The organism is Azospirillum himalayense (assembly GCF_042657465.1).
Classification (GTDB): Bacteria; Pseudomonadota; Alphaproteobacteria; order Azospirillales; family Azospirillaceae; genus Azospirillum; species Azospirillum himalayense.
In genome coordinates, this window is record NZ_JBHSLC010000108.1 from 1282 (window position 1) to 20841 (window position 19560).

16 protein-coding genes are annotated in these 19560 nt (G+C 67.4%); 8 read left to right on the forward strand and 8 right to left on the reverse strand.

All coding sequences use genetic code 11. The features are described from left to right. Positions 1–3630 (reverse strand): beta strand repeat-containing protein (locus ACFPMG_RS28640; protein ID WP_376998584.1); only part of this gene is annotated, 3630 nt, incomplete at its 3' end. A gap of 858 nt (positions 3631–4488) precedes the next feature. Here ACFPMG_RS28640 and ACFPMG_RS28645 point away from each other — a divergent pair. From ACFPMG_RS28645 to ACFPMG_RS28655, 3 genes are all read left to right on the forward strand, one after another. Further along, positions 4489–5859 (forward strand): FAD-containing oxidoreductase, encoded by a 1371-nt coding sequence (locus ACFPMG_RS28645; protein ID WP_376998585.1) that lies wholly within the window; start codon positions 4489–4491, stop codon positions 5857–5859. Between the two features lie 121 nt (positions 5860–5980). Then, on the forward strand, positions 5981–6583 hold the full coding sequence (locus ACFPMG_RS28650; RefSeq protein ID WP_376998586.1) for a TetR/AcrR family transcriptional regulator: 603 nt from the start codon (positions 5981–5983) through the stop codon (positions 6581–6583). Positions 6584–6669: 86 nt separating this feature from the next. Continuing rightward, positions 6670–7893: a YbfB/YjiJ family MFS transporter gene (locus ACFPMG_RS28655; protein WP_376998587.1), complete on the forward strand. Its 1224-nt coding sequence runs from the start codon at positions 6670–6672 to the stop codon at positions 7891–7893. Between the two features lie 91 nt (positions 7894–7984). Here ACFPMG_RS28655 and ACFPMG_RS28660 read toward each other — a convergent pair whose 3' ends face one another. Next, positions 7985–8230, reverse strand: coding sequence for a hypothetical protein (locus tag ACFPMG_RS28660; RefSeq protein ID WP_376998588.1), 246 nt, complete (start codon positions 8228–8230; stop codon positions 7985–7987). Positions 8231–8680: 450 nt separating this feature from the next. Here ACFPMG_RS28660 and ACFPMG_RS28665 point away from each other — a divergent pair, with 450 nt between their 5' ends. Both ACFPMG_RS28665 and ACFPMG_RS28670 read left to right on the forward strand, forming a co-directional pair. Beyond that, complete coding sequence (locus ACFPMG_RS28665; RefSeq protein ID WP_376998589.1) at positions 8681–8926, forward strand: hypothetical protein; 246 nt, start codon at positions 8681–8683, stop codon at positions 8924–8926. Then, positions 8923–9225, forward strand: a complete 303-nt coding sequence (locus tag ACFPMG_RS28670; RefSeq protein WP_376998590.1) for a hypothetical protein — start codon at positions 8923–8925, stop codon at positions 9223–9225. Before ACFPMG_RS28665 ends, ACFPMG_RS28670 begins: the two co-directional genes overlap by 4 nt. A gap of 167 nt (positions 9226–9392) precedes the next feature. Here the strand turns inward: ACFPMG_RS28670 and ACFPMG_RS28675 are convergent, their stop codons facing one another. From ACFPMG_RS28675 to ACFPMG_RS28685, 3 genes are read right to left on the reverse strand one after another with little or no spacing between them, the layout of a single operon-like run. After that, positions 9393–10343 carry an efflux RND transporter periplasmic adaptor subunit gene (locus ACFPMG_RS28675; protein ID WP_376998591.1) on the reverse strand — a complete coding sequence of 317 codons (951 nt, stop codon included), beginning with the start codon at positions 10341–10343 and terminating at the stop codon, positions 9393–9395. Beyond that, on the reverse strand, positions 10340–10555 hold the full coding sequence (locus tag ACFPMG_RS28680) for a DUF1656 domain-containing protein (protein WP_376998592.1): 216 nt from the start codon (positions 10553–10555) through the stop codon (positions 10340–10342). Before ACFPMG_RS28680 ends, ACFPMG_RS28675 begins: the two co-directional genes overlap by 4 nt. Beyond that, positions 10552–12666 (reverse strand): FUSC family protein, encoded by a 2115-nt coding sequence (locus tag ACFPMG_RS28685; protein WP_376998593.1) that lies wholly within the window; start codon positions 12664–12666, stop codon positions 10552–10554. The genes ACFPMG_RS28680 and ACFPMG_RS28685 overlap by 4 nt, the downstream gene beginning before the upstream one ends. Positions 12667–12742: 76 nt before the next feature. Here ACFPMG_RS28685 and ACFPMG_RS28690 point away from each other — a divergent pair, with 76 nt between their 5' ends. Next, positions 12743–13567 carry an AraC family transcriptional regulator gene (locus ACFPMG_RS28690; protein ID WP_376998594.1) on the forward strand — a complete coding sequence of 275 codons (825 nt, stop codon included), beginning with the start codon at positions 12743–12745 and terminating at the stop codon, positions 13565–13567. Between the two features lie 30 nt (positions 13568–13597). Here the strand turns inward: ACFPMG_RS28690 and ACFPMG_RS28695 are convergent, their stop codons facing one another. Then, positions 13598–14494 carry a LysR substrate-binding domain-containing protein gene (locus ACFPMG_RS28695; RefSeq protein WP_376998595.1) on the reverse strand — a complete coding sequence of 299 codons (897 nt, stop codon included), beginning with the start codon at positions 14492–14494 and terminating at the stop codon, positions 13598–13600. A gap of 135 nt (positions 14495–14629) precedes the next feature. Here ACFPMG_RS28695 and ACFPMG_RS28700 point away from each other — a divergent pair, with 135 nt between their 5' ends. Then, a complete protein-coding gene (locus ACFPMG_RS28700; RefSeq protein ID WP_376998596.1) occupies positions 14630–15844 on the forward strand; it encodes an MFS transporter in 1215 nt (404 codons plus the stop codon). An 89-nt stretch (positions 15845–15933) separates the two neighbouring features. Beyond that, the gene (locus ACFPMG_RS28705; RefSeq protein ID WP_376998597.1) at positions 15934–16695 is read left to right on the forward strand and encodes an SDR family oxidoreductase; all 762 of its coding nucleotides are present in this window, start codon (positions 15934–15936) and stop codon (positions 16693–16695) included. 185 nt (positions 16696–16880) lie between these two features. Here the strand turns inward: ACFPMG_RS28705 and ACFPMG_RS28710 are convergent, their stop codons facing one another. Both ACFPMG_RS28710 and ACFPMG_RS28715 read right to left on the reverse strand, forming a co-directional pair. Then, the gene (locus ACFPMG_RS28710; RefSeq protein ID WP_376998598.1) at positions 16881–18044 is read right to left on the reverse strand and encodes an iron-containing alcohol dehydrogenase; all 1164 of its coding nucleotides are present in this window, start codon (positions 18042–18044) and stop codon (positions 16881–16883) included. 27 nt (positions 18045–18071) lie between these two features. Beyond that, the gene (locus ACFPMG_RS28715; RefSeq protein WP_376998599.1) at positions 18072–19532 is read right to left on the reverse strand and encodes an aldehyde dehydrogenase family protein; all 1461 of its coding nucleotides are present in this window, start codon (positions 19530–19532) and stop codon (positions 18072–18074) included. Positions 19533–19560 lie beyond the last annotated feature (28 nt).

Below are 19560 nucleotides of genomic sequence, written 5' to 3' on the forward strand. Positions count from 1 at the left end.
GAGCGCGGTGGATGCAGACGACGTGTTGCCCGCCGCGTCGGTCACCGTGGCGGTCAGCGTGTGCGCGCCGTCGCTCAGCGAGGCCGCGGTGAGGCTCCAGGCGCCCGCCGCCGAAGCGGTCACCGTGCCAAGCGCCGTCGCCCCCTCGTACAGCACCACAACGCCCGCCTCGGTCACACTCCCGGTGATCACCGGAGTGGTCACGCTGGTCAGCGTGTCCGCGGTCGAGCCCGTGTTCGAGGCTGTGGACAGGGCAAGGCTGGTCGGCGGCGAAGCGCCGGTGTCGATGGTCACCAGGAGGGAGCCTGAGGCCCCGCTCTCGACGCCGGATGTGATCACCTTGGCCGTCAGCGTCCACACCCCGTCGGCAAGCGCCGTGCTGGGAACCACCGACCAGGAACCGGAGCCGCTGGTCGTCCCCGTCCCGATCTCGACACCGTTTCCGTAGAGATGAACGACGCTGCCGGCATCGGCCGTCCCCGTCAGCGTGGGTTGAGATGCATTTGTCACCGCGTCGCCGGACACGCCGCTGTCCGACACTGGGATGAGCACCGGTGCGGACGGGCTGGCCGAAATCACAATCAGCGTATCGGTACCGTTGAGCGTCAATGTCTGGAACGGCGTATAGACGGTCTCGATACCGGAAACAAAGAGCGTCCCCTGGTTGGCGACCGGGGAGAAGGTCACCGCGTCGGTGCCGACGCCGCCGATCAACGTCTCCACGCCAACCACTGCGAGCGTGTTGCCCGCGCCGTCACCGAGCGTCACGATGTCAAGGTCGACGCCGCCGGTCAGCGTTTCGACGCCGCTCACCAGCAGCGTGTTGCCGCCGCTGCCCAGCGTCACCACGTCGGTGCCGATACCGCCGGCCAGCGTCTCGACACCGCTCACCAGCAGCGTGTTGCCGCTGCTGCCCAGTTCCAACATGTCGGTACCGATGCCGCCGGTCACCGTCTCGACACCGTCCACCAGCAGCGTGTTCCCGAAGGAGCCCAGCGTCACCACGTCGGTGCCGGAATTGCCGATCAGCGTTTCCGCCCGCCACACCGTGAGCGTGTTGCCCGCGCTGTCGCCGAGCATCACGATGTCGAGGCCGGAGCCGCCGTTGATCGTTTCGACACCGCTCACGGTCATCACGTTGCTGCCGGTGGCGAGCGTCAGCACGTCGTTGCCCAAACCGCCGGTCAGCGTCTCCAGAAACCGGACCAGCAACGTGTTGCCGTCGCTGGCCAGCGTCACCACATCGTCGCCGGAACCGCCGAACAGCGTCTCGACGCGCGACACCTCGATGGTGTTGCCGCCGCTGTCCAGCGTCACGATGTCAGTTGCAACGCCGCCGGTCAGCGTCTCGATGCCGCTCACCAGAATGGTGTTGCCGAGAGTCCCGCCAAACGTCACCACGTCGGTTCCAACGCCGCCGGTCAGCGTATCCAGCCGCGCCACCTGGATGGTGGTGCCCGCGCTGTCGCCGAGCGTCACGGCGTCCTTGCCGCTGTTGCCGTTCAGCGTCTCGATGCCGCTCACCAGAGCGGTCACGCCGCTGGCGCTGATCGTCACCACGTCGGTGCCGGAACCACCGATCAACGTTTCCAGAGCGGACACCAGCATGGTGTTGCCGGTGCTGCCCAGCGTCACAACGTCGGTGCCGCTGGCGCCGATCAACGATTCCAGAAAGGACACCGTCAACGTGTTCCCACCGGTGAGCAGCGTCACCGCGTCGGTGCCGGAACCGCCGGTCACCGTCTCGATGCCGCTCACCCTCAGCGTGTTTCCCCCGGTGCCAAGTGTCACGACGTCGATGCCGGAGCCGCCGATGAGCGTCTCCGTGAGCCGGACCGTCAGCGTGTTGCCGTCGCTGTCCAACCTCACCATGTCGGTGCCGGAACCGCCGGTCAGCGTCTCGACGCCGGTCACCCACAGCGTGTTGCCGCCGGTACCCAGCGTCACGGTGTCGGTCCCGGAACCGCCGACGATGCTCTCCAGCAATCGGACCGTCAGCGTGTTGCCGTAGCTGTCCAACGTCACCACGTCTGCGTCGGAACCGCCCACCAGCGATTCGACGCCGGTCACCCATAGCGTGTTGCCGCCGCTGCCCAGCGTCACGGTGTCGGTCCCGGAGCCGCCGACGATGCTCTCCAGCAATCGGACCGTCAGTGCATTGCCACCGATGCCCAGCGTCACGATATCGGTGCCGGAGCCACCGAAGAGGCTCTCCAGCAACCGGACCGTCACCGTGTTGCCGCCGCTGCCCAGCGTCACCACGTCGGTGCCGACGGCGCCAGTCAGCGTTTCGATGCCCTCCGCCAGCAGGGTGTTGCCGCCGCTGGCGAACGTCACCACGTCGGTGCCGATGCCGCCGGTCAGCGTCTCCAGACGGAGCACCGTCAGCGTGTTGCCCGCGCTGTTCCCCAGCGTCACCACGTCGATGCCGATGCCGCCGGTCAGCGATTCGACGCCGTCCACCAGCATCGTGTTCCCGAGGGAGCCCAGCATCACCACGTCGGTGCCGATACCACCGGTCAGCGTCTCGACGCCGCCCACCAGCATCGTGTTCCCGAAGGAGCCCAGCGTCACAGCGTCAGTGCCCGTACCGCCGTTCAGCGTCTCGACCCGGCTCACCAGCAGCGTGTTGCCGGCGCTGCCCAGCGTCACAACGTCGGTGGCGGTGCTGCCGGTCAGCATTTCAATCCCGGTGACGAGGAAGGTCGCTCCGACGTTGACCAGCGACACCACGTCGGTGCCGGTGCCGCCGGTCAACGTGTTGATCTGCGACAGCGCGATCGTGTTGCCGCCATTGCCGAGGGTCACGGACACCGGGGCGACGTTGCGGAAATACTCCAACTCGCCACCGTCGACGCCGATCACCAGATCGCGGTCGCCATCGCCGTCGAGATCACCCAGGGTCGGCCGCGGATACGCCCCGGGACCGGGATTCCCGTAGGGATTCGTGGCGAACAACGAAAAGGCCGGCGCCGCCGTCGTGCCGATGTTGACGTAGACGGTGCTCTTGGTGATGAGGTCGACGAGACCGTCCCCGTTGATGTCCGCCAGCGCGGGCGACGCGTAGCCATCAAGGTCGCGGGGCAGGCCGAAGGGATTGGTCCCTTCCAGCGAGAAAGCTGGCGCCTGCGCCGAGCCGTTGTTGCGGTAAAGGAAGATGTTCCCGTCAGCATTGCCGATCAGCAGGTCGAGATCGCCGTCATCGTCCATATCGGCGAAGCCCGGCGCCCCGTAACTGCCGGCGTTCTGGATGCCGAACAGGCCGGTGCCTTCCAGCGAGAAGGCCGGTGCCAGCGTCGTCCCGGTGTTCCGGAAGAACAGGGTGGTGCCGGCGTGATTGCCGACGAACAGATCGAGATCGCCGTCGCCGTCGATGTCCACCAGGCCGGGGAGCGCACCGCCCGCGCTGACGTTGGTGATGCCGAAGGGATTGGTGCTCTCCAGCGTGAATGTCGGCGACAGCGTCGTCCCGGTGTTCCGGAAGAAGACCGTGTTTCCGTCCGCGTTGCCGACCAAGAGATCGAGATCGCCGTCACCGTCAAGGTCGGCCAACACCGGAGCCGCCTCGCTTCCGATGTCGGAGAGGCCGAAGCTGTTGGTGCCGATCATTGTGAAGGTTGGATTCGCCACGGTCTTTCAGCCCTCACGCAACGCGGCCGGCACGGACACCGGTCTTGATTCGATCAATGAACTATCAAGAGCTAATTAATGGTATATAAGACGCTCCCTAAGCGCGTTACCGGATAGTAACAATCGGCTATGCCCGCGTGAATCCTTACATATCGAATAGTTTCTTTTTGAACGCGAGAGCACGCATACATCAGCCGCGTTGGAATGCGGTGCACGGAGAGATGTCGCCGCGCAATTGAACTCGAAACCAAAGGTTATCAAGTCAACGGAGAGCTCACGCCTAAATAAGAACATAACAGGAACATTTTGATGATTTGCCGGCTGAACGGGCCGTGCCATCTGAAGTGGCGTTCGGAGAGCGAGCAGGCTTTCGAAGAGCCCGTCCGATCACGGATGTGTGTGTAAATACCATCGGGGCACGCAATGGCCGCGACTCGGACTCCATCGGGAACAGCGAGGCCTTCAGGGATTGGACGCGTCGGCATGCCCCGGTCGGACAACCGCGGCCGGCAGAGGTCGGCGCGCCCAGACCGTTTGAAGGCGTCACGGCCATGCGGGCGAGCATGGGAAGGGGTTGGTCCGGCCGCGTCACACGCAGCAGCCGGCTTTCCCCGTCGCTGTCCAGGACGCGGCTGCCGGAACCGGTTTCCATCAGACGATCGACACAAAGTTCCATGGATCGGCCCCTCTCCCTCGGCGCCCATGGTAGCGGCATTCCGCCGCCGAGGGGGACTCCGCCGACTGTTTGCTCGCCCTTGACCGGCCACCAGCCTCACTTAGCTTTGCTTGCGGCCCGATCGGTGCAGGCATCCCGCCAGCGACGGTCCGCCACTCCAGGGCCGGCTGCAGGAGAGCGCCATGGTCGACGCCATCATCATCGGAGCCGGCCAGGCCGGGCCGCCGCTCGCCGAGCGCCTCACCGCCGCCGGCATGATCGTCGCGGTCGTCGAACGCAAGCTGTTCGGCGGCACCTGCGTGAACACCGGCTGCACTCCGACCAAGACGCTGGTCGCCAGCGCCCGCGTGGCCCGCGTGGCCCAACGGGCCGCCGAGTACGGCGTGGTGCTGGACGGCCCGGTGCGCGTCGACATGGCCAAGGTCAAGGCGCGCAAGGACGCCGTCTCCGCCCGGTCGCGCCAGAACGTCGAACGCTGGCTGCGTGGCATGCCCGGCTGCCGGGTGCTGCAGGGCCATGCCCGCTTCGAATCCCCCAACAGCGTGCGCGTCGGCGACGAGGTGCTGACGGCGGAGCGCATCTTCATCAATGTCGGCGCCCGCGCCGCGGTGCCCGACATGCCGGGGGTGCGCGACGTCGGCGTCCTGACCAGCGGCACGATCCTCGACCTCGACCAAGTGCCCCGGCATCTGGTGGTGGTCGGCGGCAGCTACATCGGTCTGGAATTCGCGCAGATGTACCGCCGTTTCGGCGCCGGGGTGACCGTCGTGGAGAAGGGCGACCGGCTGATCGCGCGCGAGGACCCCAACGTTTCCGCCGCGATCCGGGACCTTCTGGAGGCGGAGGGGGTGACGGTCCGCCTGTCGGCCGACTGCATCCGCTTCGCCCCCCACGACGACGGCGTGGAGGTGTGCGTGACCTGCGCCTCCGGCGCGCCCTCGGTGGTGGGAAGCCACGCGCTGCTCGCGGTGGGGCGCGTGCCCAACACCGACGACCTTGGCCTCGACCGGGCCGGGGTGGCGACCGACGCCCGCGGCCACATCACGGTGGACGGCACGCTGCGCACCAACGTGCCGGGCATTTGGGCGATGGGCGACTGCAACGGGCGCGGCGCCTTTACCCACACCGCTTACAACGACTTCGAGATCGTCGCGGCGAATCTGCTCGACGGCGACCGGCGCAGCGTGGACGACCGCATCCAGGCCTACGCGCTCTACACCGACCCGCCGCTCGCCCGCGTCGGCATGACCGACGAGGCGGTCCGCCGCTCCGGCCGGCGCGCGCTGGTCGGCATGCGGCCGATGACGCGCGTCGGGCGCGCGGTCGAAAAGGGCGAGACGCAGGGCTTCATGCGGATCGTCGTCGACGCCGACAGCCGGGAGATCCTGGGCGCCGCCATCCTCGGCCCCGGCGGCGACGAGGCCATCCACGGCGTGCTGGACCTCATGTACGCCAGGGCGCCCTACCCCACCCTGCAGCGCGCCGTCCACATCCACCCCACCGTGGCCGAGCTGTTGCCGACCCTGCTGGGCGAACTGACGCCATTGGAATAGCGGCCCGGCGGTGGCGCAGGACAGTCCTGCGTTCAGACGATGGCAAAGCTCCTTGACCGCCACCCCACCCGGCGTATTTTAGATCATATGATCTAAAACAGCGGTTCGGAAGGCGGGACCCATGGCTCGGCCGCGGAAGTTCGAAGAGACGGCGGTGCTGGACGCGGCGGTGGACCGCTTCTGGACCCAAGGGTACGAGGCGACCTCCACCCGCGAGCTGGCGGACAGCATGCACATGACGCTCGCCAGCATGCACAACGCCTTCGGCGACAAGCGGGCGCTGTTCCGCCGCGCCCTGGAGCATTATCTGGACGGCTCGCTGCGCGCCCGCATCGCCCGTCACGAGGCGGCGGCATCGCCGGCCGTCGCCATTGCCAGCTTCCTGCGCGAAAGCATCGAGCGATCGCTCGGCGACGGGTGCCGGCGCGGCTGCCTGCTGGTGAATTCCGCGCTGGAGGTCACGCCGGACGACCCCGACATGCGCGATTTCCTGAACGCGGAATTGACGACCATCGAAGACTTCTTCCGTCGCTGCCTCATCAAGGGGCGGCGAAGCGGCGAAATCCCGACCGGCATCCCCGATGACGACGCGGCCCGCCTGCTCTTCTCCTGCCTGCTGGGCATCCGCGTCCTGGCCCGCATCCGCCCGGACCGTGATCTGCTGGAGGGGGCAGCACGTGCCGCCCTGGCCAGTCTGGGGCTGCCGCCGATGCCGGACTCCTGACCGCCGCGCCGCGGATCACCCCATTCCCATTCCTCCCGGTCAACGGGCGGCCCGCCGCGGCGGAGCCGCGACAGGAACGCACGCCCATGAACAGAATATCCGCAACCGCGGCGATGGACCGCCTCGACGGCGCCGCCTGGATGGCGACGCTCGCCGGCATGGCGGGTAGCCTCGTCGCCATCGGGCTCGCGCGTTTCGCCTACACGCCGCTGGTCCCGTCGCTGATCGAGGCGCATTGGTTCTCCGCCGCCGACGCGGTGACGCTGGGGGCGGCGAACTTCGCCGGCTATCTGGCGGGCGCCCTGCTCGGCCGGCCGCTGGCCAGCCTGCTGCCCAACCGGGCCTTGCTGCGGACGCTGATGCTGACGGCCTCCCTCGCCTTCATCGCCTGCGCCTATCCGCTCTCGCTCGGCTGGTTCTTCGGCTGGCGCTTCGTCTCGGGTCTGGCCGGAGGGGCCATCATGGTCCTGGTCGCGACCAGCATCCTGCCCCACATCCCGGCGTCGCGGCGCGGCTTCGTCAGCGGCGTGATCTTCCTCGGCATCGGGCTGGGGATCGCGGCCTCCGGCACGGCCGTGCCGGCGCTGATGCGGTTGGGGTTGCACGAGACATGGCTGGGGCTTGGCGGGCTGTCGCTGCTGCTGACCGCCCTGTCCTGGTTCGGCTGGCCGCCGTCGGCGCCGCCGCAGGCGATCACCGCCCTGCCGGTGGAGCATGCCCCGCGGCACGAAGGGCGGGTCCTCCGCTCGCTCTACGCCGAATACGCGCTGAACGCGCTGGGGTTGGTGCCGGTCATGCTGCTGCTGGTCGATTATGTGGCCCGCGGCCTGAACCGGGGCGCGGACATCGGCGCCCTCTGCTGGGTCCTGTACGGTGTGGCATCGGTGGCGGGGCCGGTCGCCGCCGGATCGATGGCCGACCGGATCGGCTATGCCGCAGCCTACCGCATCGCGCTGCTGCTTCAGGCGTTCGCCGTGGCCGCTCTGGCGAGCAGCGGCCATCCGCTGGTGGTCGGGATTGCGACGGTCGTCCTCGGCGCCCTGACGCCGGGCGTGGTTCCCCTGGTGCTCGGACGCATCCATGAACTGCTGCCGCGCAGCCCGTCGGAGCAGCGCGCCGCCTGGAGCCGGGCCACCACCGCTTTCGCCCTGTTCCAGGCGCTGGGCGGCTACGGCTATTCCTCACTCTTCGCCCACAGCGGGGGGAACTACGCCGCGGTCTTCCTATGTGGCGTCATCGCCCTGATGTTGGCACTGGGGACCGACATCGTCGCCAACGCCCGGCGGCTCCACCGGCGGGCAGAGGGATGAACCTGGGCGGTTGGCATTGGTGAAACGGCCAAGCGTCCGTGCTTTCGGGGGGCGGCGGTCAGGACCGGGGCCGCCCCGGGATCACTGGGGATCATAAGGGGGCCAAATCCCGTCGTGTCGGGTCGGGCCGATGGAAACCGCCGGCGTTGCGGTTCAGCATGGTCGCGATGAAGGAGCTGTTGGAAAATGGCGACCCGGTCGGCATGGCAGAGGGACATGGGCAGAGGGTCATGGGCAGAGGGTCATGGAAATCGGAGAAGATCTCCGCCTCCACGATCGGCTCGCCGAGGTCGCGGCCAGCGTCGGGGGCGTGTTCCAAAACCAGCGCCTTCAGCAAGAGATGCCGCCCGAAGACCTCAGCGTCAGCGTCCGGGAACCAGAGGTGCCGGCCAACCCCGGCGGCTGCAACGCTGTTGAGCGCCCGCCGATGGGGTGAGGCACCACCAGGACGGCCCCGGCTGGTGGAAGCGGCCCGACAACAGGCTGGAGATCGTCTCGCTGCCGGACAGGGGCGGAAAGGGCGAGGATGAGGGGTTTGCTCGACACAACCGTGATCATCGGGGGGCCATGGAGCGTACGGTGCTCCCATCCTCGCCATGGCTGGGGAATTGGCGCTGGATGCGCCTTCCTGACCGCATGCCCTTGTTCCCGGCGGCCAGGCTGTTCCGCACGACGCGCCGGAACGACCGGGACGGGGTGATGCCCAGGATCGCCGCCCATTCCCCGCAAGAACATCGACGGGCTGCTGCGGGTCTGGCTGCGCAGCACGCGGCGCACGGACGACGCGGTGCTCATCCTGAAGCTGGGCAAGGGAAACAGCCCCACCTTCGCCGCGGAACTCGGCGAGCTGGTCCGGCGGACGGAGGCCGCCATCGGGAAACGGATGGCCGACGCGGCGCCGGTCGTGCTGATCAACCAACTCCTGTCGGACGCCGACATGGCGGGGCTGTGCGAGCGGCAACCCATTACTGGAGCATGTCGCATGGCGAGGGCTGGGACCTTCCCCTTTCCAAGGCCGGAGCCATGGGTTTGAGCCTGATCGCACCGAGCCATTCGGCCTATGTGGATTACCTTGATGATCGGGTGGCCCGCCTGATCCCGGCCGCCGTCCGCCCCGCGCGCCTGCCCTACAGCGAGCAGCACTACGCGCCGTTCCACGGGCTCGACTGGTGGGACCCGGACGAGGACGCCGCGGCCAGCATCCTGAGCGCCATCATCCGCGGCAACGACGACAGCCACCCGTCGGCCCGCGATCATCTGGTGCAAGGCTTCACCTGGGCCCGAGCGGTGGAGCGGCTGCCGACCATCCTCGACGACGCGGGCCTGCGCTGATAGGGAACCCGGTCGAAACGGTGGTGGTGCAGAGCTTCGCCGCCGCCCCGGCCCATCATCAGACCGGCCGGCTCGACACCGCCAAGTCCGGCTACCGGACGATCCGGCAGATTTTGGCGCACAAATCGGGGTAAGAGAGGATTTTATACGGACGGCAGCGTTCTTTATCACTGTTGGGGCGGGCAAGCACGGCTGTGGCACAGCTGGCTAACTGCGTGATTGGGACGATGAGCACCCGTGGTGGATTCGGAGCCCGCAGGGATAATCTCAACGGCCGCTGTCATGCCCGCCGCGAGTTCGACCCCGGAGGGCACCCGATCGATATGGATGCGGACCGGGATGCGTTGGGCAAGTCTCACCCAGGAAAACGTCGCCGCCACATTCGGCAGCCCGAGATGACCCGGCGTGTCGTTGCTGTTCTCGATACCGCGGCCGATGCTTTCGACATGGCCCGATATTGGCTGATCAAAGCCCATCAGCATGATCACCGCCGGGCTGCCGACGCGGATGTGTCGGATCTTCGTTTCTTCGAAATAGCCGGTGATCCAGAAACTGGCTGCGTCGAGAACAGCGACCTTCGTCACGCCGGCCGTGGCATAGTCACCGGGCCGCAGCCTCAGGTTGGTGACATAACCATCGACCGGCGAGCGGATGGTGGAGCGCGCGAGGTTGAGTTTGGCGAGATCGAGAGCCGACACCGCCGCCAGATAGGCGGCCCCTGCCACCGTGGCCGCTCCACCGGACTGCTGCACGGCCTCCTGGGACACGACGTCCCGCAGCTGGCTGCGTCGCTGCGCCGTCGCTTGCCGAACGAGCATGTCCTGCCGTTTGGCTTCGACGTCGGCCTCCGCCTGTGCCACGACAAGCCGGAGCCGCTCAGGGTCGATCGCGTAGAGAATGTCGCCCCGATGGACGTACTGATTATCGACAACGGATACGGCGCTTACCGTGCCGGAGACTTCCGGCGCGATCTGCACGACATCCACGCTCACGCGCCCGTCTCGGGTCCAGGGCGTCCGCTCGTAACGGCTCCACGCCTCCAACGCGACGAATGCGGAGGCAACCACGAGGCAAAGAGTCAGGGCATAGCGGCCGAGAAGGGACAGAACAGACGTCATGGCAATGTTCCAACCGAGGGCAGGCACTGCACGAGCAGACCGTAGATGAGGACGAAGATGGCTGGCTCGACGAGCGGCCGATAAGCCAACAGGCGGTGGATGCCGGTGGTGGCGAGGACGCGGACCACCGCCATGGTGGCGCCCAGGGCGGCGAACGCGTGCACCACCAGACCGGGGATGAGGACGCCCCCGACGCTGAGGTCAACGATCATGTGCTGTGTTTTCCCTTCACCGTTTCACCGGAACCGAGCGCGAATCGAAGGTCGATGAGCAGGTCGAGCATCCGCAAACGGTCTTTGATCGAGCTGCCGGCGATCAGTGCCGTCAGCGCCTCGATGCGCCGGACGAGGTCGGTGTGATCGACAGGGCCGGTCCGACTCCTGGCACCGAAGCGTGCGGCGACCGCCAGAAGCAGTTCTCTCGCTTTGTCGCCGACCTCGCCCTCGATCCGTGGGATCGTCTTGCGGAGCTGGCCCGCGGTGTGACCAACGCGAAGATGGTGCAGCGTATCGTCAAGGACGTCCGAGTAGGCTTTCCCGGACGCCCGCAATCTTGGAAGCAGCAGCGCCGTCCGATCGATCATGAGGCTCGTCCAGTGTGCCTCGTTGGGCGCGGCACCCCGGGCTCGACGTCCGACGTCCCGCCGACTTACGTGAAGCAGCCGGTTGATCGCCGTGTCGACCGGCACGGTCTGGAACAGGGACATGCTGACCGCCGCAAATCCGACCGCCGCGAAGAGCGCGATCACCATGTTGAGGGAGGCCGCGAAATCGCCGGTGTAGGTGGGGCCCAGACCCGAGAGGATCGGAATTGTGAGGGTGATCCCAAGCGCCCGGAAGGTCGTCGGGAGTCGGGCCTGCAGGGAACCGGCGAACAGAAACGCCGGGGCGAGAACCGCGACAAGAACGGCGAAGCTCGTGACCTGGGAAAGGATGACGTAGCTGTAGGCGAGGCTGATCGCCACCCCATAAATCGAACCGACCATATACTTGATGACGTTGGGCACCGGCGTGTCGACATTCCCGAACAGCGTGCAGCAGACGCCGAGGATGGACGCCGCCGTCCCGCCCTCAGGCCAGGCCGACCAGATCCAGAAGGCGCAACCGATGAGGATGCCGATCATGGCGCCCAGGGCGGCCCGCGCCGCCATCCACGGATCGCGGTGATAGACGTAGCCCTTCGCACGCAGCGGCCCATGAAGCGGCGCCGCCTCGCGCGCGCGGTCGACAGTCCCGATGGTTCGGACGAGCCTGTCGCAGTCCTGGAGCAGGCCGATCATTTCCGCCAGATGTCCGGCGAGATTGGCGGCCAGCCGGTCGCCAAGCGTGGAGGCGTCTGCGCCCAAATGGTTCCGGACCGCCCGGGCGCGGCCAATCAGGTGGGCTGCCGCGGCGTCCCGCTCGGCCGTCCCGGCGGTTGCGATCCATGCTCCGACGTCACCGAGCAGCGCACCCAGCTCATCGGGCGCACCGTCGTCCCCGGCGCGGAGGACGTGTATCCGGTCCTCGATCTCCGTCGCGAGCGGAAGCAGTCGTGCAAGCCGGTCATGGACCAGCTGCAGCTTTTCACGACGCGGCGTCATGGGGGCCGCGTCATACGGCAGATGAGTTGCAAGCCCTTGCAGGACAAAAAGGTCCGCCGCAAGCTGCTTACGGTCTCGACGGCTCGTTCCCGGCGTTCCGCTGAGCACATCCGCCGCCAGCCGCCGCGCGTCCTGCAGCGTTGCCGACAACTTGCCGGTGAACTGACCCGTCATGCGCTTCGGCACGACATAGCGGTGCATCAGGATGGCGCACAGAATCCCGATGGATATCTCCTGGACCCGCACCGAGGCCGTTTCGAAGACCGCACCCGGATCAAGGACACTGGGGAAACCAATCAGGCTCGCCGTGTAGCCGGCAAGAACGAAAGCGTAGGCGCGCGGCGTGCGATCGAGCAGCGAGAAGAACAGGCACAGCCCGATCCAGCAGGCCAGAACCGCGCTGCACACGATCGGATCGTTCACGCAATTCGGAACGATCGCCACCGTCGCCACGGCACCGGCCATCGTCCCCGCGAAGCGATAGACGCCCCGGCTGAGCGATGCTCCGACGGAGGTCTGCGAGACGATATAGACGGTGACAACGGCCCAGAATGGTTTGGAAAGGCCGATGCGCAACGCGATGTAGTAGGCCAGCATCGCCGCAGCGAAACTCTTCACCGAAAAGAGGATCGCATCCGCATCGGCCTTCATGGCGGGCGTTCGGAGGGCGTCGAGGCCTGCGCGCAGTGTGGCGGCACTGGCCTTGCGCAAGGGGGTGTTTGCGGCGTTCCCGGTGGTCATGCCGCCAGTTGTGACCGATTTGCAAAATTAAATAAATTCGCTATTCTGTCAGAAAATATCCAAAAGCTGCCAATCGATGCCCCTCCCGCGTTCAGCCGTCTCCGCCTTCGACCCTGATCTGACGGATCGGCCGGCCGTCGCGCGGCAACTCAACTTCGCGGATCATGAGGCGGAAGTGCCGATGCACACGCACCGCAAAGGCCAGTTGATCCTCGCGCTGCATGGCGCCGTCACCTGCACCGCGGACAATGAGATCTGGATCGTACCGCCCAATTGCGGCGTTTGGATTCCGGGCGGTGTGCCGCATTGTGCCCGTGCGACGGCAAATGCGCGGCTCAACTACCTGTTCGTGGAGCCAGGGGCGGCAGGCTTGCCCGCGGACTGCTGCACTCTGTCCGTCTCCCCGTTGATCCGGGAAATGGTCGATCGGTTGGCTCGGGAGCCTGCCGACTATCCCTCGGACGGCCATGCGGCCCGGCTTGCGAGGGTGGCTCTCGACGAACTGGTCGAAATGCCGCGTGAGCGCTTCAACCTCCCGATCTCCAGCAATCCTAAGATCCGTGCGATGGCGGATGCCTTGACGCTGGCCCCCTCCGACCGCAGCACATCGGCCGAATGGGCCAAGCGCGTGGCGATGAGCGAACGGTCGCTGGCTCGTTTGATGATCCGCGAGACAGGCCTGACGTTCGGACGCTGGCGGCAGCAGCTTCACCTTGTCATCGCCCTTCGGGAACTGGCCAGCGGTGCGGCGGTTCAGGACGTAGCCGCCGAACTGGGCTATGACTCGGTCAACGCCTTCATCACGATGTTCAAGAAGGCTTTGGGAAGCACGCCCGCACAATACTTCGCGCAACGCCGGGCGGAAAAGCGGTCGTCGCCGAAGCACGCGCCGGATGATTGATCAAGACCAGCGGCTTTGACGGTCGGCTCGTCACGGTGCTCCCCGCGTTTCTCCGACAAGCCAGTCGACGAAGCCGGCAACCAGGTTTCCGGCATCGGCGTGACGTGGAACAAGCGCGATGTAACCCGTCCTCGGAACCCGGATCTCCGGCAGCGGCGTCATCAGCCTTCCGCTGGCAACGTCGATCTCCAGCATCGGCAACGGGCCGATCCCAATGCCAAGCCCATCCTCCACCGCCTGACGCGTCACGAAAAAATGATCGAATATCTGGCGGGGGCGCCCGGCAAGATGTTGGAGTCCTGCCGCATCGAGCCAGTCCGCCCAATCGCCGGCGCGGGTTTCGCTTGCAAGCAGCGTATGCCCCTCGATGTCGGCGGGCTTCAGGATCGGCCGTTGCGCGAACAGCGCCGGGCTCATGATCAACGTATCCACATCCTCCAGCACCGGGACGACGCGATGCTGAGGCCACACATGTTCCCGGGCGACGCCGCGTCGGATCGCCACGTCGACGCCGCCGCGCAAGTCCTCAAGCACGGTCGAAACCGTCGTGACCGCGACTTCGACGTGCGGATGGCCGGCGTGGTACCGATTGAGCCGCGGGATGAGCCAGCGCATGGCGAAGCTGGTCGGGGCGCTGACACGCAGGATGCGGCGCGCGTCGGGCCGGCCACAGGCTTCCGCCGCAACGGCTAGGCGATCGAAGGAAAGACCGACCTCGGCGGCGAAGATTCTCGCCATCGGCGTCGCGACCATGCGGCGCCCATCCTTCATGAAGAGCCTCTGGCCGAGCCAACTTTCGAGCGCGGCGATCTGCCGGCTGACCGCGCCATGGGTGAGACCGAGTTCGGCTCCGGCTTCGGCATAGCTGCCGGTCCGGGCCGCAACCTCGAAGATGCGCAGGGCATTCAAGGGGGGAAGGCGGCGCATGGGTGATCCGTGAGAAAAACAAACGGTATCCGTGATGCAAAGCATACTAGTCGCTGAATTCTCACACGTATACCATTCCGTTGACATTGCCCCAGCTGAACAAGGCCTGTTGCGTCTTCGAGGAATCCAACAAAGATGAAATCGAGAGACCGGTGGAGTGAAAAAAGGAAAAGCCTGACGGCTGCATGTCTTGCCCATGCGCTTCATGACGGCTACACCGACGCCCTCTATGTCTTCCTGCCGGTATGGCAGGCGCAGTTCGGCCTTTCTTATGCAGTGCTCGCCGTCATCCGCGCGCTCTATTCCGGGACGATGGGAGGCCTGCAAATCCCGGCTGATCGCGCCCTGCGCGGCTTGTCGCCGCGAGCGGCGCTGATCCTGTCGACCGTCCTCGCGGCGGCGGGCTTGCTGATCATGGCGCTGCCGTTCGGCTTTGCGGGTCTTTGCGTCGGTTTGGTCGTGGCGGGGATCGGATCGAGCATTCAGCACCCTTGCGGCTCGATGCTCGTCACCGTGAGTTATGGCGCGGCATCGCGGCATCCACTGGGCATTTACAACTTTTCGGGCGATCTCGGGAAAGCCACGCTGCCGGCGCTCGTCGCCGTGCTGCTGCCGACTCTCGGCTGGCAGCCGGTGCTGGGGCTGATGGCGGTGCTTGGAATTGTTCTATCGGTCGCCCTGGTGCCGCTGGCGCCGGCCGCCCCCATCGCCAGGACCGCCAAGACGGGGGCGCCTGCGGGAGCGGCGTCCGGCCGGGGTCGCGGCGGCTTCGGCATCCTGACGGCGATCGGTGCGCTCGATACGGCGACCCGCATGGGCTATCTGCTGTTCCTGCCCTTTCTCATCCATGGCCAGGGTGGGGACACGGCGACGGTCGGCCTCGCCCTTGCCCTGCTGTTCATCGGCGGCGCGTTCGGAAAGGCGACGTGCAGCCGGCTCGGGGAGCGGCTGGGGGTCGTCGGCAGCGTCATGGCGACCGAAGCCGCCACGGCCCTGCTGATCGTCGCGACGCTGTTCACGTCGCTGACGCCGACGCTCGTCCTGCTGCCGCTGCTCGGCATTGTGCTCAACGGCACCTCTTCGGTGCTCTACGGCACCGTGCCGGAGCTTTCCGACGGCGATACGGGCCGGGCCTTCGCGGTCTTCTACACGAGTGTGATCGGTTCCGGAGGCGTCGCGCCGATCCTCTATGGCGCGATCGCCGATCACAGCAGCCAGACGATCGGCGTGCTGGCCTCGGCGGCGACCGCTGCCCTGATCGTTCCGCTCGTCCTGACGCTGAGGCCCCATCTGAGCGGTTCCACCGCGGGACCGCACGGCCGGGCCGGCTTGTCCCGGCAGCAAAGCTGAGGTCGATCGGAAGGCCGGCATTCGGCCGCCGGCATCCGGCCGTTCCCGAAACCGCATGAACGTCTCGTCACCACAGGAAGGGTCTTCCGATGAACACCGTCCCTCAAGCGCCGCTGATTCTGATAACGGGGGGAGGGCGTGGCGTGGGCGCGGCGACCGCAAGGCTTGCCGCCGCACAGGGCTACGATGTCGCGATCAGCTTCGTCGCCAACGAGTCCGCCGCCCTTGCGGTGGCGGCGGATGTGGAAGCACTGGGGCGGCGGGCCTTGCCCGTGCGCGCCGACAGCGCGGATCCGGCGCAGGTCGTCCGGATGTTCGCGGCGATCGACCGGGAGTTCGGCCGGATCGACGTCCTGGTCAACAACGCCGCGGTGCTTGCGCGGCAGTCCCGGACCGAGGATCTCGACTTCGAGCGGATGCAGCGCATCTTCGCGGTCAACGCGATCGGCCCGATCCTCTGCGCGCAGCAGGCGGCGAAGCGCATGTCGTATCGCCACAACGGGAAGGGCGGCGTGGTGATCAACATCTCATCGGCATCGGCCCGGCTCGGCAGTCCAAACGAATATGTCGATTACGCCGCCTCGAAGGGTGCCCTTGAGACGTTCACGACCGGCTTCGCCAAGGAGGTCGCGCGCGAAGGCATCCGCGTCAACGGCATCCGCCCCGGCCACATCTACACGGACATGCATGCGAGCGGCGGAGAGCCGGGACGGGTGGATCGCGTCAAGGACTCGATCCCCATGGGACGAGGCGGTCAGCCCGAAGAGGTCGCGCGGGCGATCCTGTGGCTGGCAAGCGCCGAGGCTTCCTTCATCACCGGCACCTTCCTCGATGTCACGGGGGGCAAGTGAGCAACGGGACCGGTGTCGGACCCTGCGGAACAGTATGGCTTCGGCGAGGATGACGAGCTTGCTAACTTCAGACCGTCATCATCCGGCTTCCCGCATAGCTCTCGGCCACGGTGAGAGAACCTCCGCAGCCGGCCACCGCATCGGCAAGGATGGGCTTGCGGCCGCGGCGGTCCGCTCGCTTCGGATCAGAAGGCCGCGCGGAACAGGTCCTGGAAATCCGCCTCGCTGGTGTGGCGCGGATTCCAGCGGTTGTAGTCGGCCGCATAGCTGCGCCGGGCCATCTCGTCCAGCCGATCCTCGATCACGCCCACATCGCGCAGGCGCGGCGGGATGCCGAGATCGGCACACAGCGTCCGCAGGCCGTCCACGGCGGCCGCCGCGGCTTGGTCCTGGGGCAGACCGGCGGTGTCCACCCCCAGGATTTCGGCGATCCGGGCCATGCGCTCCGGCTTGGCCGGCACGTTGAAGGCCGCCGCGTAGGGCAGGCAGACCGCGTTGGCCAAGCCGTGCGGGACTGGGAACAGGGCGCCGACCGACATCGCCATGCAATGCACGTTGCCGAGGCCGGTGACGCCGAAGGACATCGCCGCCAGCGCCGACCCGCACAGCATGTCCAGCGCCGCCGGAACGTTGGTCCGGTCGGCGACGAAGGGGCGGATGCTTCCGGCGATCAGCGTCATCGCGTGCAGGTTCACCGCGTCGGAAAAGACCGTCGCCCGCTTGGACAGGTAGGATTCGAAGGCGTGCACGAAGGCGTCGATCCCGGCGTGCGCGGCGACGTGGGCCGGCATGGAGCCGACCGCGAGGGGATCGAGAATGGCGACCTGCGCCGGGCTGAAGGCCGCGTGGCGGATGGCCATTTTGGTCTTGCGCGCGGTGTCGGTGATGACGCAGGCGCCCGACACCTCCGACCCGGTGCCGGCGGTGGTCGGCACGGCGATCAGCGGCAGCGGGCGGATCGCGAACTTCTCGATCCCCTCATAATCGGCGATCCGGCCGCCGTTGGTCATCAGGATGCCCACCGCCTTCGCCACGTCGATGGTGCTTCCCCCGCCGATGGCCAGCAGCGCTTGGGCGTCCTGCTCCCGGCAGCGTTCGAAGGCGGCCTGCACCGTCCGGTCGCCCGGTTCCGGTTCAATGCCGGTGAAGACGGACAGGGCAACGCCGTTGCCGGTCATAAGCGCCTCGATCCGGCGGAAGATGGCGCTGTCGGTCAGGGCCGGGTCCAACAGGACGAACAGGCGCGCGGCGTTCCATTCGCGCAGGACGTCGGGAAGCCGCTCGTGCGCCCCAACGCCGAAGAGGATCTTCGTCGGGCAGGAGAAGGATGAGACAGGGAAGGCGGACATGGTGGGGGCCTCGTAGTGCGGAAGGACTCAGGAGCGGCGGGGCAAGGCGATGCGGGTGCAGATGTTCTTCACCTGCGTGTAGGACAGCAGCGCGTCGAGGCCCTTCTCGCGCCCGAAGCCGGACTTGCGGTACCCGCCGAAGGGAAGCTCCACGCCGCCGCCGGCGCCGTAGCAGTTGATGAAGATCTGCCCCGCCTTGACGGTGCGGGCCAGCCAGTTGGTCGCGCCGACGTCGCGGCCCCAGATCCCGGCGACCAGCCCGTAGTCGGTCGCGTTGGCGAGCGCCGCCGCCTCCTCGACCTCGTCGAAGGGGAGGATGGTGAGGACCGGGCCGAAGATTTCCTCCCGATGGACGCGCATCTCCGGGCGCGCGCCGTCCAGCAGCGTCGGCGACACGAAGTTTCCGCGGCCGAGATCGGCGCCGGACAGGGGCGTCCCGCCGGTGATGACCTCCGCTCCCTCGTCGCGGGCGATGCCGATGTAGTCCAGCACCTTGCCTTGCTGGGCGCGGCTGACCAGCGGGCCGATGTCGGGGTTCTGCAGGCCGGTGCCGACCTTCAGGTCGCGGCAGAGCGCCGCCAGCCGGTCGACCAGTTCACGGTGCCGAGCGCGCTGCACCAGGACACGCGACCCGGCCGAGCAGGTCTGGCCCGAGTTGGGAAAGGCCGCCTTCAGGAGCACCGGCAGCGCGTCGTCGAGGTCGGCGTCGGCCAGCACGATGTTCGGCGACTTGCCGCCCAGTTCCAGCAGCACCGGGACGATGTTGTCCGCCGCCGTGCGCATCACCTGGGCGCCGGTCGCAACCGATCCGGTGAAGACGACGAGATTGACGCCGGGGTGCGCGGCGAGGGCGGAGCCGGCCTCCTGCCCCAGCCCCGGAACGACGTTCAGCACGCCGGGCGGCAGCCCTTCCTCGTGGCAGATGCGGGTCAGCTCCAGCACGCTGAGGCACGCCAGTTCGGCGGGCTTCAGGACCACCGTGTTGCCGGTCGCCAGCGCCGGCGCCAGCCCGCGGGAGGCGATCTGCAACGGATAGTTCCAGGGGACGATCTGCGCCGTCACGCCCAGCGGCTCGCGCACCGTGAAGTCGGCGTAGTCGGGGCCGAGCGGGATGGAGCTGCCCAGCACCTTGTCCGCGACGCCGGCGTAATATTCGAAGAAGCGCGCCGCGGCGACCGCGTCGGCCTGGGCCTGGGCCAGCGGCTTGCCGGTGTCCTGGCTTTCGAGGCGGGCGAGGCGGTCCTGCTCCGCCAGGATGCGGCGGGCGATGGCGTGAAGGACGCGGCCGCGCTGCACCGGCACGCAATCGGCCCAGCCCGGCAGCGCCGCCTGCGCCGCCCGCACGGCCTCGTCGATGTCCGACGCGCCGCCGCGGGCGATGCGCGCGAGGACGGCGCCGTCGGCGGGATCGAGGATCTCCAGCGTCTCGCGCGAATGGGCCGGGCGCCATTGGCCGTCGATGAAGCAATCGTAGGAAGGCAGGGACATGGGGGGCATCCGAATTTGGAGTGTGGCA

Excerpts from the sequence above, each read along its gene's own strand:
- ACFPMG_RS28645 (WP_376998585.1), top strand. The coding sequence starts at position 4,489 with ATGGTCGACGCCATCATCATCGGAGCCGGCCAGGCCGGGCCGCCGCTC.
- ACFPMG_RS28650 (WP_376998586.1), top strand. The coding sequence starts at position 5,981 with ATGGCTCGGCCGCGGAAGTTCGAAGAGACGGCGGTGCTGGACGCGGCG.
- ACFPMG_RS28655 (WP_376998587.1), top strand. The coding sequence starts at position 6,670 with ATGAACAGAATATCCGCAACCGCGGCGATGGACCGCCTCGACGGCGCC.
- ACFPMG_RS28675 (WP_376998591.1), bottom strand. The coding sequence starts at position 10,343 with ATGACGTCTGTTCTGTCCCTTCTCGGCCGCTATGCCCTGACTCTTTGC.
- ACFPMG_RS28680 (WP_376998592.1), bottom strand. The coding sequence starts at position 10,555 with ATGATCGTTGACCTCAGCGTCGGGGGCGTCCTCATCCCCGGTCTGGTG.
- ACFPMG_RS28685 (WP_376998593.1), bottom strand. The coding sequence starts at position 12,666 with ATGACCACCGGGAACGCCGCAAACACCCCCTTGCGCAAGGCCAGTGCC.
- ACFPMG_RS28690 (WP_376998594.1), top strand. The coding sequence starts at position 12,743 with ATGCCCCTCCCGCGTTCAGCCGTCTCCGCCTTCGACCCTGATCTGACG.
- ACFPMG_RS28695 (WP_376998595.1), bottom strand. The coding sequence starts at position 14,494 with ATGCGCCGCCTTCCCCCCTTGAATGCCCTGCGCATCTTCGAGGTTGCG.
- ACFPMG_RS28700 (WP_376998596.1), top strand. The coding sequence starts at position 14,630 with ATGAAATCGAGAGACCGGTGGAGTGAAAAAAGGAAAAGCCTGACGGCT.
- ACFPMG_RS28705 (WP_376998597.1), top strand. The coding sequence starts at position 15,934 with ATGAACACCGTCCCTCAAGCGCCGCTGATTCTGATAACGGGGGGAGGG.
- ACFPMG_RS28710 (WP_376998598.1), bottom strand. The coding sequence starts at position 18,044 with ATGTCCGCCTTCCCTGTCTCATCCTTCTCCTGCCCGACGAAGATCCTC.
- ACFPMG_RS28715 (WP_376998599.1), bottom strand. The coding sequence starts at position 19,532 with ATGTCCCTGCCTTCCTACGATTGCTTCATCGACGGCCAATGGCGCCCG.